Origin of the sequence: Mucilaginibacter sp. SG538B (assembly GCF_013376065.1) — a bacterium.
Taxonomy (GTDB): Bacteria; Bacteroidota; Bacteroidia; order Sphingobacteriales; family Sphingobacteriaceae; genus Mucilaginibacter; species Mucilaginibacter rubeus.
In genome coordinates, this window is sequence record NZ_JABMJI010000002.1 from 841,482 (window position 1) to 856,563 (window position 15,082).

The 15,082-nt window shown below is 45.0% G+C and carries 14 protein-coding genes; 10 read left to right on the forward strand and 4 right to left on the reverse strand.

Translation table 11 applies throughout. The features are described from left to right. Positions 1–28 precede the first annotated feature (28 nt). The 4 genes from polA to FHW88_RS13135 all read left to right on the forward strand — a co-directional run bounded on the left by polA (position 29) and on the right by FHW88_RS13135 (position 6,190). On the forward strand, positions 29–2,836 hold the full coding sequence (polA, locus tag FHW88_RS13120; RefSeq protein ID WP_176625930.1) for a DNA polymerase I: 2,808 nt from the start codon (positions 29–31) through the stop codon (positions 2,834–2,836). A 412-nt stretch (positions 2,837–3,248) separates the two neighbouring features. Then, a complete protein-coding gene (locus FHW88_RS13125; RefSeq protein ID WP_090532367.1) occupies positions 3,249–4,673 on the forward strand; it encodes a glycogen synthase in 1,425 nt (474 codons plus the stop codon). After that, positions 4,670–5,932, forward strand: coding sequence for a glucose-1-phosphate adenylyltransferase (locus FHW88_RS13130; protein ID WP_090532368.1), 1,263 nt, complete (start codon positions 4,670–4,672; stop codon positions 5,930–5,932). The genes FHW88_RS13125 and FHW88_RS13130 overlap by 4 nt, the downstream gene beginning before the upstream one ends. Positions 5,933–6,004: 72 nt before the next feature. After that, positions 6,005–6,190: a hypothetical protein gene (locus FHW88_RS13135; RefSeq protein ID WP_090532369.1), complete on the forward strand. Its 186-nt coding sequence runs from the start codon at positions 6,005–6,007 to the stop codon at positions 6,188–6,190. Positions 6,191–6,380: 190 nt separating this feature from the next. Here the strand turns inward: FHW88_RS13135 and FHW88_RS13140 are convergent, their stop codons facing one another. The 3 genes from FHW88_RS13140 to FHW88_RS13150 form a co-directional block, all read right to left on the reverse strand. Next, positions 6,381–7,058, reverse strand: coding sequence for a metal-dependent hydrolase (locus tag FHW88_RS13140; RefSeq protein WP_090532371.1), 678 nt, complete (start codon positions 7,056–7,058; stop codon positions 6,381–6,383). A 293-nt stretch (positions 7,059–7,351) separates the two neighbouring features. Next, entirely contained in the window at positions 7,352–7,666 is a 315-nt protein-coding gene (locus FHW88_RS13145) for a YbaB/EbfC family nucleoid-associated protein (RefSeq protein WP_176625932.1), read from the reverse strand. A 125-nt stretch (positions 7,667–7,791) separates the two neighbouring features. Then, positions 7,792–9,003, reverse strand: coding sequence for a serine hydrolase domain-containing protein (locus tag FHW88_RS13150; protein ID WP_129568956.1), 1,212 nt, complete (start codon positions 9,001–9,003; stop codon positions 7,792–7,794). Positions 9,004–9,112: 109 nt separating this feature from the next. Between FHW88_RS13150 and FHW88_RS13155 the strand changes: the two genes are divergently transcribed. The 6 genes from FHW88_RS13155 to feoB all read left to right on the forward strand — a co-directional run bounded on the left by FHW88_RS13155 (position 9,113) and on the right by feoB (position 13,914). Continuing rightward, complete coding sequence (locus tag FHW88_RS13155) at positions 9,113–10,090, forward strand: tetratricopeptide repeat protein (RefSeq protein ID WP_176625934.1); 978 nt, start codon at positions 9,113–9,115, stop codon at positions 10,088–10,090. A 123-nt stretch (positions 10,091–10,213) separates the two neighbouring features. Then, the gene (gene gcvH, locus FHW88_RS13160; protein ID WP_176625936.1) at positions 10,214–10,594 is read left to right on the forward strand and encodes a glycine cleavage system protein GcvH; all 381 of its coding nucleotides are present in this window, start codon (positions 10,214–10,216) and stop codon (positions 10,592–10,594) included. 1 nt (position 10,595) lies between these two features. Further along, on the forward strand, positions 10,596–10,994 hold the full coding sequence (locus FHW88_RS13165; RefSeq protein WP_176625938.1) for a VanZ family protein: 399 nt from the start codon (positions 10,596–10,598) through the stop codon (positions 10,992–10,994). Next, the gene (locus tag FHW88_RS13170; RefSeq protein ID WP_167516302.1) at positions 10,981–11,133 is read left to right on the forward strand and encodes a hypothetical protein; all 153 of its coding nucleotides are present in this window, start codon (positions 10,981–10,983) and stop codon (positions 11,131–11,133) included. The genes FHW88_RS13165 and FHW88_RS13170 overlap by 14 nt, the downstream gene beginning before the upstream one ends. A 440-nt stretch (positions 11,134–11,573) precedes the next feature. Then, positions 11,574–11,789, forward strand: coding sequence for a ferrous iron transport protein A (locus FHW88_RS13175; RefSeq protein ID WP_090532383.1), 216 nt, complete (start codon positions 11,574–11,576; stop codon positions 11,787–11,789). A gap of 10 nt (positions 11,790–11,799) precedes the next feature. Further along, the gene (gene feoB, locus FHW88_RS13180) at positions 11,800–13,914 is read left to right on the forward strand and encodes a ferrous iron transport protein B (protein WP_176625940.1); all 2,115 of its coding nucleotides are present in this window, start codon (positions 11,800–11,802) and stop codon (positions 13,912–13,914) included. A gap of 237 nt (positions 13,915–14,151) precedes the next feature. On the opposite strand, the gene FHW88_RS13185 is transcribed toward feoB, so the two are convergent. Next, positions 14,152–15,081 carry a TIGR01777 family oxidoreductase gene (locus FHW88_RS13185; protein ID WP_176625942.1) on the reverse strand — a complete coding sequence of 310 codons (930 nt, stop codon included), beginning with the start codon at positions 15,079–15,081 and terminating at the stop codon, positions 14,152–14,154. Between the last annotated feature and the right edge of the window lies 1 nt (position 15,082).

Consider the following 15,082-nt stretch of genomic DNA (forward strand, 5'->3'; position numbering starts at 1 on the left):
AATTCGTGCAATTAGTGTCAATGATATTATGAAAAAACTATTTCTTTTGGATGGCATGGCCCTTATTTACCGGGCGCATTTTGCTTTAAGTAAAACACCGCGGTTTACCTCAAACGGGCTAAACACCTCGGCAATGATGGGGTTTACCAACACCCTGCTGGATGTTTTGAAAAAGGAGGCCCCCACCCACATGGCCGTGGTTTTTGATACCGAAGCACCAACCGAACGACATACCGATTTTGAAGGCTACAAAGCCCATCGTGAAGCCATGCCCGAAGATTTGGCGAAGGCTTTACCTTATGTTATAAAAATCATATTGGGTTTTAACATCCCGGTTATCACCTCCGATGGATACGAGGCCGACGATATCATCGGTACCCTTGCAAAAAAAGCTGAGCAAAAGGGCTACACTGTTTATTGTATGACTCCTGATAAGGATTTTGGCCAACTGGTATCAGATAATATTTTCATTTACAAACCGGCCCGCATGGGCAACGAGATGGAAATACAGGGCGTTAAAGAGATATTGGCGAAATGGGAAATTGAGCGTGTTGACCAGGTGATAGATATTTTAGGCCTATGGGGTGATGCGGTAGATGGCATTCCGGGCATTCCGGGCATCGGCGAAAAAACGGCCAAAGCCCTTATTAAACAATATGGCTCGATGGAAAACATCTTTGAGCATAGCCACGAGCTTAAAGGCAAACAGCGCGAAAACGTTGAACAGTTTAAAGAGCAGGGCCTGATGTCGAAAAAATTGGCTACCATATTGCTAAATGTACCGGTTGAACTGGATGAAGAAGGCCTCGAAGTATGCGCTCCAAGTAAGGAACTATTAGAGCCGCTTTTTGCCGAATTGGAGTTCCGTACCTTAGGCAAGCGCGTTTTTGGCGATGATTTCAGCATAACCGAGTTAAAGCCTGCCGGAACCCAGATAGATCTTTTTGGCAATCCAACGGCAACTGGTCGTACCACCATGACGGTTGATGTGGAAGATATTCGTGAGGACCTGATCATCGCTGCCAAAAATATTAACAATACGCCGCATGAGTATCATTTGGCCGACACCCTTGAAAAACGGGCCGAACTGATCAAAATATTAGCGCAGCAGCCAACCATTTGCTTTGATACCGAAACCACCGGTACCGATCCTAATCATTGCGAACTGGTAGGCCTGTCGTTTTCTGTTAAACCTGGGCAAGGCTGGTATGTGCCTGTCCCTGCCGATCAAACCGAGGCGCAAAGCATTGTTACCGAATTTAGAACAGTGCTTGAAAATGAAAATATCGGCAAAATAGGGCAGAACATTAAGTTTGATATCCTGATGCTGAAGTGGTACAATATTGAGGTAAATGGCACCTTATTTGATACCATGCTGGCACACTATATCCTTGATCCGGATACCCGCCACAATATGGATATCCTGTCCGAAAATTACCTTAGCTACAAACCGGTTTCCATAACCGAGCTTATAGGCCCCAAAGGCAAAAACCAGGGCAATATGCGCGATGTAGATTTTGAAAAAATAAAAGAATACGCCGCCGAGGATGCTGATATCACCCTGCAGCTAAAAGATGTTTTTGAGCCTAAACTAAAAGAGGTTGAAGGCGAAAAACTGGTGAACGAGATAGAGCACCCGCTTATTTATGTACTGGCGGATATGGAGTACGAGGGAGTGAAAATAGACCATGATACCCTGCGTGAGTTTAGCAAGCAACTGGAAACAGATATTGCCCAATATGAAAAAACGGTATATGAAAAAGCAGGTGTAAAATTCAACATTGCCTCACCAAAACAATTGGGAGAAGTGCTGTTCGAAAAACTGATGCTTGATCCTAAAGCTAAAAAAACCAAAACCGGCCAGTATCAAACCGGTGAGGATGTATTGCTTTCATTAGCCGCGAAGAGCGATATTGTGCGCGATATTCTTGATTTCCGCCAGCTGCAAAAATTAAAGTCGACCTATGTTGACGCGCTACCGCAGATGGTAAATCCTAAAACAGGCCGGGTACACACTTCATACAACCAGGCAGTTGCTGCAACGGGCCGTTTAAGCAGCGTTAATCCCAACCTGCAAAATATCCCTATCCGTACCGAGCGCGGCCGTGAAGTGAGAAAGGCGTTTATCCCGAGGGATAGCAATCATACCATAGTATCTGCGGATTATTCGCAGATCGAACTACGCATCATTGCCGAGATCAGCAAAGATCCTAACATGATGCAGGCCTTTATCAATAACCACGATATCCACACGGCAACAGCTGCCAACGTTTACGGAATCGGGCTTGACGAGGTAACCAGCGATCAGCGCCGCAACGCCAAGGCGGTTAATTTCGGCATTATTTACGGGCAGTCGGCCTTTGGCTTATCGCAAAGCCTGGGCATACCGCGTAAAGAAGCTGCCGAAATTATTGAACAATATTTTATCCAGTTTGCCGGTATTAAACAATACATGAGCGATACCATGAACTTCGCCCGCGAAAATGGCTACGTGTGCACCTTGATGGGCCGCCGCCGCTATTTGCGCGATATCAATTCGGCCAATGCAACCGTTCGTGGTTTTGCCGAACGAAATGCCATTAACGCCCCTATACAGGGTTCGGCTGCCGATATGATCAAAATAGCCATGATCAATATTCACCGGGAGTTCAAAGCCCAAAAGCTGGATGCCCGTATGACCATGCAGGTACATGATGAGTTGGTATTTGACGTGCCTAACAACGAGGTAGAGATCGTGAAACCGATCATTATGCATAACATGAAAACCGCCATCAAAACCGAGGTACCCATCATGGTAGAGATCGGAACCGGATTGAACTGGCTGGAGGCGCATTAGCCCCCCAGCCCCCTAAAGGGGAGCTTCTAAAAAATGTGATCCTTGCGCTCGTTTGTAACGAGCGCTTAATATGGGCTTGCGTTTAAAACGCATCTCTGGCGATGCAATCGCCTAACCGTGTTAAGCACTCGTTGCAAACGAGCGCAAGTTAATTTTTCGGGCTACCCTGGCGGATACCGCATTGACATATCTATAATTTATGATGCATTTTGCAATACAAGACAATTCTTTCCCCTTCATAATACACTAACCTATACTTATCCCTTCCCTTTTTCCCTATCATTTTTACAACTATAACATCTTAACGGTAATAAAATTTCAGCGCTTTTAATCTAAATTTTACAAAACTATATTAATTGCCGCGGGTTTCTCTTTTGGTAATCTTTGCTTAAATTGAGCCAATAAAACCTGAATGAAAATATACCATTTGAGTGCCGAGTGCTATCCCGTTGCTAAAGTTGGCGGGCTTGCCGATGTTGTTGGCGCATTGCCTAAGTACCAGAACCTTGCGGGTTTGCAGGCTGCGGTTGTTATGCCTTTTTACGATCGTAAGTTTACCCAGGAAAACGACTTTGAAATTGTGTTTGCTGCTGCAACCTTGCTCGGTAACCGCCGTCTTTTCTTCGAGATACTGAAAGAGAAAACAAATAAACTTGGTTTTGAACTTTATTTAGTAAAAATTCCTGGCTTGCTCGACAGGGAAAATATCTACAGTTACCCTGATGAGCGCGACCAGTTCATGGCTTTTCAATTGGCATTTTTAGATTGGATCAGTTATTCACAGCAAACGCCTGATTTGATCCATTGTCATGACCACCACGCCGGGTTAGTCCCGTTTTTACTTTATCATTCCAAACTATATACAAGGCTGGCCAATACCCCAACCATATTTACCATACACAACGGCCAGTACCACGGCGCTTTCGGCTGGGACAGGCTATCCTTATTACCTGAAATTGACCTGACCAAAACGGGCTTGCTTGACTGGGCGGGCGGGATCAACCCACTTGCCGCCGCGGTTAAATGCAGCTGGCGTTATACAACGGTGTCTCCAACTTATTTGGAGGAGCTTACTTATAACTCCAATGGTTTGGAGTACCTGTTTTACATTGAACGGGCAAAGGGCTACGGTATCATGAACGGCATCGACACCGAGGTTTGGAACCCGCAAACCGACCCGATGATCCCAACCAAATTTTCGGCTAAAACACTGGCCAAAGGCAAAAGGGCTAATAAAGAAGCTATTTGCAAACGCTTTGAGCTCGATCCCGAAAAACCGTTATTCACTTTTATCGGTCGCCTGGTTGTTGAAAAAGGGGCCGACCTGTTGCCAGCCGCCATTGAGCGCAGCCTGCTCGAAAATGAAGGCGAAGTAAACTTTATCATATTAGGGGCCGGCGATAAGGAAAATGAACTGGCGCTGCTTCAGCTTAAAAATAAATATCCTGAACATTGTAATGCTTTTATTGGCTATGACGAGTCATTGGCGCACCTGATTTATGCCGGGGCCGATTTCCTGTTGATGCCATCGCGGGTAGAGCCCTGCGGCCTTAATCAGCTTTATGCACTGCGTTACGGCACCATGCCAATTGTACGTACTACTGGTGGATTGAAAGATTCTGTCATTGATTTTGGCGATGAGGGAGGCTACGGGATCCGCTTTGTACAGGCCAGCGTACAAGATATTTGCCACTCGGTTTTCAGGGCAAAACAACTTTACCAGGATAGCGCAAAAATGCAGCAGCTCCGCAAGCAAATGATGGCCCTTGATTTTTCATGGGCACGCTCAACACAACAATACACTGAACTATACGAAAGCTTAAAACTAACTTTATGACATCCAAAGTAATCTCCATTGTGCTCGGTGGCGGCCAGGGCAGCCGTTTATCACCGCTTACCGCAACGCGGTCAAAGCCGGCAGTTCCAATTGCGGGTAAATATCGCTTGGTGGATATTCCCATTTCAAACTGTTTGCACTCGGGTATTACGCGTATTTATGTGTTAACGCAATTTAACTCGGCCTCGTTAAACAAGCACATCAAAAACACCTACCACTTCAGCAGTTTTAGTGATGCTTTTGTTGATATTCTTGCGGCAGAGCAAACACCATCAAGCGTGGCCTGGTTTCAGGGTACGGCCGATGCTGTGAGGCAAAGCTTACACCACTTGGCGGTCCATGAGTTTGAGTATGTACTGATCCTGTCGGGCGATCAGTTGTACCAGATGGATTTTGAAGATATGATCAACCATCATATCGAAACCAATGCCGAGATTTCGATAGCTACCATCCCTGTTGATGCGGCTGACGTTCCGGGTTTCGGGATCCTGAAAACTGACGAAAACAACATGATCACCTCATTTATCGAAAAACCTAAAAGCAATTTTGAAAGTTGGGCGTCAGAGGTTAGTCCGGAGATGGAAGCTGAAGGCCGTGTATACCTGGCGTCAATGGGTATCTACATCTTTAATCGAAAATTGCTATATGAATTGCTTGAAGGCAACGAGCGTACCGACTTTGGTAAAGAGATCATCCCACAATCAATTGAAGGCCATCGCGTAGCCAGCTATCAATACGAAGGCTACTGGACAGATATTGGTACTATCCCCTCATTTTTCGAGGCCAACCTGGGTTTAACCGATAACATCCCCAAGTTTAACCTGTTTGATAAAAACCCGATCTACACCCGTGCGCGCATGTTGCCGCCGTCAAAAATATCAGGCACGCTGATGGAAAAATCTATTGTTGCCGACGGCTGTATTATCAATGCCAAACAGATCATCCATTCTATAATAGGGATTCGTACCCGCATTGGAGTTAATACCATTATCGAAAACTGTTACGTAATGGGCAGCGACAATTATCAAACCCTTGAGGAAATTGCCGAATGTAAAGAAAGCGGTTCGCCAATTATGGGCATCGGCGATAATTGCCATATCCAAAACGCCATTATTGATAAAAATACTTACATCGGTAATAACGTAACCATCAACTGCGGCGAAAAACTTGAAGACGGTGACTATGGAACCCATACCGTGCAGGATGGCATTGTTGTAGTTAAGAAACGGGCTATAATACCAAGCGGCACGGTTATTTAATTAAAAAATAAAAAAAACAAACCATAGTTAATTTGTTATAGATAGAACTAACCATCTAAAACATAATCAACTATGAAAAAGGCACTATGTATGATCGCTTTAGCAGCGATCTCGTTCAGCAGCGTTTTCGCTTACGGTACAGTAGTTCGCCCCTCAAAAGGCATTATGCAAACTGATACTACCAAGAAGAAGAAAACGAAGAAAATGAAAAAAGATACCATCATGAAAAAAGACACCATGAAGATGAAAAGGAAATAAGTCTTTAGTCTGAAGCCGGAAGTTTTAAGTCCGGTGGTATCAAACAGAAACAGCCCCGGCATTTTGCCGGGGCTGTTTGCGTTTTAAAAAGGGTGTCATGTTGAGCTTGTCGAAGCATGGTGTGAGGCATCTCCGCACGAGTCTTCGACAGGCTCAGACCGACAGGCCATAATTTTAATGCGATTTTCCCTTACAACTCTATAGTTTCGCCAATAGCCGGCAACTTTAAATTCAACCCTGCTTTGATAAACTTCTCTGTTACTTCATCCTTATCAATTTTAATAACCGGGAATGAATCATAATGAATGCCGATGATGTTTTTACAATTGATAAACGCCGACGCTTTAATGGCATCATCTGCTCCCATAGTGTAATTATCGCCGATAGGCAGAAATGCCCAGTCGAGGTTTTCGTCAGCCAGGAGTTTCATATCATAGGTAAGCGCAGTATCGCCTGCAAAATAGATCACTTTCCCTTCTGCATAAATTAAAAATCCGGCAGGATTACCGCCCGGCGAGCCATCAGGCAAGGTACTTGAATGTACCGCGTTTACCATTTTAACCCTGCCAAAATCAAAGTTAAAACCGCCGCCTATGTTCATGCCATGTACATTTTCAATGCCTTTATTACCAAGCCATCCGGCAATTTCGGCAATGCAAATTACCTTTGCACCGCTACTTTTAGCAATTTCCAGCAGATCCGCCACATGGTCGCCATGCCCATGCGATACCAGGATATAATCGGGTTTTAAGCTGTGAATGTCAATATCCTTTGCCAGTGGGTTAGGGCTTATAAATGGGTCGAAAAGCAGTTTCTTTCCACCAGCTACAATCTCAAGGGCCGACTGCCCATAATAAGTAGTTTTCATAGAATGTTATTTTATGATCTGATCAAAAGTAAACAGTTATGTCAACGATTTGATTTAGTGGCAGAAAAGTTACACATAGGTGTTCAAACAGATAGAGAGAATTGCAAGTTTAAAGAAATGTCATTTAGAGCGAGCCATGTTGACTTGTGCATTGTGCGAGGGGGAATCTCCTAAGCCTGTGAACCCGCCATGAATAGTTTGTTATGAATGGCGTATACGATTTCTCTTAGCGCTGCCGCTGTTGCCCGCCCTCGCTCATCGAAATGACATTTTTAAGATGGGATGGTATAATTTTATTTACCAAACATATTACCCAGGCCTCCTAAGCCGCCAAACATGCTTTGGGTCATGGCAGCCATTTCGCTTTGGCTGATGTTTTCGGCTTGTTCAAGAGCCTTGTTGATCGCAACAACCAATAACTCTTCCAGTTCCTCTTTGTCGGCACCGGCTAAAAAATCAGGATCTATCTGTACCGATTGGATCACTTTATTGGCATTAGCGTTCACAACTATTTTGCCGCCCTCGGCTGTGCCTGATACACTGATGGCATCAAGGCGTTTTTTCATTTCGCCAGCCTTTTGCTGGGCTTCCATTAATTTATCAAACATGATTTTTTAGTTTTTAGTGAGTGGTTGATTAGGTGAATGGTTGGAATACGGATTGAGGAAAGGTGATCAATCGGTTTATTAAAACCACTCACCAAATCAACTCAATAAACCTTTCACCAAAAAAATTAATCATCACTGGTATCGCCATTACCATTGTATGCGCTTTTACGTACAATAGGCATGCCAGCAGCTTTAAACAAGTCATCGAGCTTTAATAAACTCCCGTTGGCCAGGTTGGTCAGCAATACTATGGTAATGTCGTGTTTCATATCCCGCAGGTAAATATGCCTGAACCCATGCCACCAGCCGGTATGATAAATTACCTCCTCGCCCGGTGCTGTAAATGTACGCCAGCCGTAGCCGTAGTTGAAATGTCCGTGCACCATCGGGTTGCGCGGCACATAGGCCGAATCAAGCGTGGCCGGTTTTAATAACAACCCCGCGCGCAGAGCACGATCAAACAGGAACAGGTCACCAACCGTGCTGTAAATGCCTTTATCACCCACCGGGCCGTCCAAAAAGTTCTGCACTACCGAATAACGCCACTGGCCGCGGTCGTGCCCCACCACATCAACCGGGATTTTATCATAAACCGCTTTTGAGTAAACATGGGTATGTGCCATACTGGCTGGTTTAAACACATTTTCCTGCATAAATTGGGCATAGCTCATTCCGCTCACTTTTTCAATGATGGAACCAAGCACCATAAAGTTGGAGTTGTTATACAGGAAACGCTTATTGGGCTCGTTGAAGCGCGTTGGCTTATAATCGGCAATCATTTTCATAGCCTCAGCATTGGTAAGCCCTTTGCGTTGGTTCAGGTGATTTTTCCGGTAAATATCGTCGATAAAATATACATAATTCATCATACCCGAGCGGTGGGTAAGTAACAAGCGAATGGTTACACCATCGTAGGGAAAATCAGGGAAAAACTTTTTAACGTCATCGTCAAGCTTCAATTTGCCGCGTTCCATCAGCAGGAGGATGGCGGTTGATGTCATAGTTTTAGTTACCGAAGCCAGCTCAAATTGCGAACCGATTTTCAGGCTGTCGCGATGCAGGTAGTCGGCCCAGCCAATGGCTTTTTCATAAACTATTTTTCCTTTTTTTGCCACCAGCACGTTACCGTTAAAACCGCGGGTACGGTGCAGCTCCTGCATTACGGCATCTATCTTTTTATCGGCATTTTTAGGATTGTAGGCCAGCAACGCGGTGGTATCAAGCGGCCTGGCGGCAACCTGCGACTGCGATTGGTCTTTATTTTTATTTTTGGATGAACAGGCTAACAGTAACAGGGGGGCAGCAAACACTACCAGGCTTTTGTACACTAATCTCATAAATCAATTTATCTCACACTAAACGAATGCGAAAATTAGAAATTATACAGCAGGTATTGATTAAAGTTTTAAAATTTTCTGTTAGTTAGCACAATTAGTATGTTTAAGTATGGTTTTGTTGAAAAAAGGCTTGTTTATTATGGCCCTCGTGCTTAGCACAGGGTTGGCGCATGCTCAAAATACGGATGTCAATAGTATTATTAAGGAGGGTATCAAACTTAACAGCGAAAAAAATTATTCGGCGGCTATTGAAAAATATAAAGAGGCACTTGCCGCCGAGCCAGATAACGCGCAGGCCAACTATCAGCTGACCTTCAGCCTTGCTGCATCAGGCAAGGGTACGGAAGCGGTGCCTTATCTCAACAAAGTGATAAAAACAGGTGGCGACCTAACTGGGCCTGCTTATGAATTAATGGGCAGCATTTATGATACTGCACGTCAACCCCAACAGGCCATCGACGCTTATAAAGAGGGGATCAAATTGAAGCCGGGGTATCAGCCGCTGTATTTTAACCTGGGGATAGCCTATTTCCGCGCGCAAAAATATGCCGATGCCGAGCTGGCTGCCATTGAAGCCATTAAACTCGATCCTAAACATGCTAATAGCCAACGCTTATACGGGCTGGTAACTTTCCACCAAAACAAAAGGGTACCGGCATTAATGGGTTTGTGTAGTTTCCTTTTACTTGACCCGGAGGGGCCCCGTGCAGATGAAGCCTATACCAACCTGCAAAGTTTACTAAAAGGCGGCGACCTGAAAGCAGCTAAAGCGGATCCGGAAACCCTGTTACTAAATAAAACCCTAAGCGCCGCCGTTTCGGTTTCTGGCGGTCAGCTGGAAACCCAGTTGAAAAACATTTTTACGGCGGTTGGCAAACTTGGCGAAAAGCCGGGCAGGCAATCCTTCTTTTGGGATTATTACGCGGCTTTCTTTTATAAGCTGGCCCAATCTCAAAGCTTTTCAACAGCAGTTAAATTAATTAGCTTAAGCGCCGATAAAACAGCGGGAGCAAAGTGGCTGCAAAACAACGCAGACCAACGGAAGGCCCTGGATGACTGGATGGCATCCGCAGAAAGAAAATTTTAACCGCAAATTTATCGTCGATAAATCATTGCTATGCCATATAGAAAATGATGATCTTATAATTTACACATCAATAATTGCGAAAGCCAAAGTTTTACTATTTTTGAGCACACAAAATTTAACGACATGAATTTTCCGGCTGAATTAAAATACACCAAAGACCACGAGTGGATTAAGGTTGAAGGCAATGTAGCTACCGTAGGCATCACCGAATTTGCTCAAAGCGAACTGGGCGACATTGTGTATGTTGATATTACTTCATTAGGTAAAGAGGTTGCTAAAGACGAAGTTTTTGGCACCGTTGAAGCAGTAAAAACAGTATCAGACCTGTTTATGCCTGTTGCCGGCACCGTAACCGAAGTTAACCCGGCATTAAATAACCAACCCGAACTGGTTAACACCGACCCATATGGCGAAGGCTGGATGGTAAAGATCACTGTAGCTAATGCTGCCGATGCTGAATCACTTTTATCTGCCGGCGATTATAAAACGGTTATCGGCGTATAAGATGAAGCTGTTTTTAAAATATCATGGGCCCGCTATTTTGTGGGCCTTATTTGTTTTAATTATTTGCTCCATACATCTTGATTCTGTTGATAAATCCCCGCTGTTTTTTAGGGGCTTTGATAAACTCACGCACTGCGGTTTGTTTTTCACCCTTATTGTACTGGTTTGTTTTGGTGTTATCAGGCAACAAAAACCACGGCGGATTACGTATACAAGGGCATTCGTGATATGGGCAACCAGTGTATTTTTCGGGGCGCTTATTGAAGTGCTGCAGGCATCTGTTTTCACCTGGCGCAGCGGCGACTGGAACGATCTTTTTTGCGATGTACTTGGAGCTTGTATGGGGATTTTTAGTGTAATGCTAACTGTTGAGGCAATTGGAAAAAATGAAAAAAAATAAACTGGTCATTTTATTGGGCGCGCTGCTCTTAACGGCAGGTTCATCATGCGGCATTTTCCATAAGGGTTGCGGCTGTCCGCATTTTGGGAAAATTAAATCTGCCGATTCCAGATGTGCAGATGTGCAAATGATGGCTTAGCCAGGTAAATCTATATCAGCAAAGCACATTTACTATCAATTACGGGTGTTCAATTTTTTAAAGTGTAAACACTTGCAATTATCTTCAAAAAAAACACCACTGATAATCAGCTACTTAATTTTAATGACTATTAGCAAAGTACCCAACATGAACACATCATCATTGATAATCAGCGACTTGCATTTTTTTAGAAATTAAACGTTGAACACCCGCTTTTTAAAAATTGAACACTGACATAATCGTGTCAGTAAAGCATTGTCAATACAATTTAAAAACCTGTTTGCATATCCTAAATCTGCCTGTCTGCCCCCCTGTATACGTACAAGCTTCATACTAAAGTCATTTGTACAACTGCCTATTTAAAATCTGCACATCATAGCAAATCTTATTTGGATTTAATATAAATAAGCTTACATTTGCTACGTTATATATTATAAATGATGAAGCTGTCACAACTGGAAATAGGCGAAACTGGTATTGTAAAGGAATTTACCGATCTTGAAATGTCAGTAAAACTGATGGAGATGGGCTGTTTACCCGGCGAAGAGGTCCGCATTTCGCGTATCGCTCCACTTGGCGATCCTATTGCCATCAGCGTATCAGGCTACCAGCTTAGCTTGCGCAGGTTTGAAGCATCCACCATCATTTTGCAGTAGTTTGTAAGCGTTGAAAACCAATATAAGAGTTGCACTTGTAGGAAATCCAAATACCGGTAAATCAACTCTCTTTAATATACTAACCGGGCTAAATCAAAAAATCGGGAACTTTCCGGGGGTTACTGTTGATAAAAAAACAGGCTTTTGCCAACTGCCTGACGGCCGCACGGCCGAAATAATTGACCTTCCGGGTACTTACAGCATCTATCCCAAAAGTAAAGACGAATCCATCGTATTTTCGGTACTGGCCGATAAATCAAAAGGCATGGTGCCAGATCTGGTTGTGGTGATACTTGATGCATCCAATTTAAAACGCAACCTGCTGCTTTATACCCAGGTCGCGGACCTCAAGATCCCCGTAGTGGTGGCGCTTAACATGGTAGATGTGTCGGACAAGGCGGGCATCAAAATCAATATTGATCTTTTTGCCAAAAAACTGGGCGTTCCGGTAGTCCCTATCTCCGCCAGGAAAAATACAGGCATTGACAAGCTTAAAAGCGCCATTGCTTTTGCCAACAGCGTACCATTGCAGCAGGATACTATTGATATCGAAAGCATCGCGCCGGGCATCATAGCGCAAATAAAAGGGGAGATGCAGGTTGAAAATCCATATATAGCCTTGCAGCTTGCCCACCAGCACGAAACGCTGAGTTACCTTTCAGCAGCCGAGAGCGACCGGATTGAACAACTGGAGCAGGAGCATTCTTTCCACTCGCAAAAGGCGCAGGCTACAGAAACCATCGCCCGTTACAACTTCATCAACGACCTGCTTTACGATACGGTTAAAAAAGCTGAAACGGCGCACGACGAAACCATAAGCAATAAGATAGATAAGATCCTTACCCATAAAGTGTTTGGCTTTGTGATCTTCTTCGCCATCTTACTGTTCATATTCCAGGCTATCTTTTCATGGTCGGCCTACCCCATGTCGCTCATCGAAGACCTGTTTATCTGGCTGCAGGCCGGCGCTGCTAAAATACTGCCTGCCGGCCCGCTGAGCAGCCTCATCATCGACGGCGTACTTGCCGGCCTGAGCGGGGTATTGGTATTTATCCCGCAGATAGCCATCCTCTTCGCGCTTATTTCTATTTTGGAAGATACAGGCTACATGTCGCGCGTTACTTTTATGATGGATAAGGTGATGCGCAAGGTAGGGCTTAACGGCAAATCAGTAGTACCCCTTATCGGCGGTTTTGCCTGCGCTGTACCGTCTATCATGAGTACCCGTACTATCGAAAACTGGAAAGACAGGATGATCACCATTATGGTTACTCCTCTGGTGGCTTGCTCTGCCCGTTTACCTGTTTATACTCTGCTGATCGCGTTGGTAGTGCCCAACCGCAACGTTTGGTGGGTCTTTAACCTGCAGGGGTTGGCGCTTACAGCCATGTATGTGCTCAGCATCTTTTCGGCGGTTATTGTGGCTTTTGTGATGAAGTTTATCCTGAAGGCCCGCGAACGGGGTTATTTTATTATGGAATTGCCCGTTTACCGGATGCCAAGGTGGAAAAACGTGATCTTTACCATGTATGACCGTTCAAAAACGTTCGTACTGCAGGCCGGTAAAGTGATCATTGCTGTTTCGGTGATCCTGTGGGTAATGAAATCATACGGCCCCGGTGACAGGTTTGCGCAAATAGATAAACAATACGCCCAGCTCCAATACACCAAAACCATGACGCCGGATAGCCTCACTAAAATTATCGCATCCGAAAAACTGGAAAACTCATACGCCGGCGTGTTTGGCCATGTTATTGAACCCGTTATTAAACCCCTTGGCTTCGATTGGAAGATAGGTATAGCACTCATCAGCTCCTTTGCTGCCCGCGAGGTATTTGTGGGCACCATGGCCACCATTTACAGCGTGGAGGGCGATGCCGATAAGATGCAATCGGTTCAGCAAAAAATGCACGAGGCTAAAAATCCGCAAACCGGAGAGCCGGTGTTCACCCTGGCTGTGGCCTTCTCCCTCATGATGTTTTACGCCTTCGCCATGCAATGTGCCAGTACGGTAGCCGTTGTTTACCGCGAAACCAAAGACTGGCGATGGCCAGCTGCCCAGTTTGCCTATATGACCGCGCTGGCTTATACGGCGAGCTTTATCGTATACCATTGGCTCAAGTAATTTTTAGTTCATGGATCATAGTTGATGGTTCATAGCCCTAAATGTTTCAGCAATGTTTGCACTGCTGAAGTCTCGGACTTTGGATAGCGAAGTATATCAGGGGCTGAAGTAGTTTTAGTTCATAGTAAAAACTATTCTTACCAATACCTGCTTATTAAGTTTCGCTATTTAAAGCCCAGACTCCCGACAGCATCCGTGTTGAAGAAATTCATCACGCGTTGACACATGAGCAACCTGCTACCTCTTCAAACTCAAAATATCATGCACCGCATGCTCCGCTTTTTCATATTGAAATATAAATCCACTATCCAGTAAACGCTTAGGCATTACCCACCGGCTTTTTAATATCAGTTCGGTTTCGGTGCCGATTACCATGGCGCCGACTTCCAGCAGCCACTGCGGTGCGGGCAGGCCGAATGGTGCGCCATAGGCCCGGCGGATGATATGCATCATATCGGTGTTTCTTGTGCTTTCGGGAGCGGTGCAGTTAAATATGCCATTTAATTCGGGGTGGTCTAACAGCCATTGTGTGCTCCGGGCTACATCATGCTCATGCACCCAGGCTATGTATTGCTGCCCATCGCCTTGTTTGCCGCCGAAGCCAAACCTAACCAGGTTAAGCAACCGCGGAAAAACACTGTCGCTTCGGCCTAACACAATGCCCATGCGCAGGGCAATTTTACGGGTATGGGGCGTATCTGTTTTAAAGAAAGTGCTTTCCCAGATCTTGCAAACATCAATAGAAAAGCCATAACCGATCTCACCGGTATCCTCATCCTGCGGACGGTCTTCGGCGTGGCGGTAAATGGTGGCAGAAGTTACATTGATCCAAACCTTTGGCGGGTTTTCCATCTTATGGATCACCCTGCCTAATAGTTCGGTAGGTACAACCCTTGAACGGATGATCTCCCGCTTGTTCTTTTCGGTGTAACGGCAGTTTACATTTTTGCCGCACAGGTTAATCAGCATATCGGCACCGGCAAGGTGAACCGTCCACCCCCCTTCGGTTTCACCATCCCAAACAGCGGTATGTACGTTGCCATCAACGGGTTTTTGTTTGCGGGCCAGGATGATCACCTCGTCTGCCAAATCGCGGTAGTATTTGGCCAGCACGGTACCGAGATAACCGTTGCCGCCGGCCAGTACGATTTTTTTATAAGCTTTCATG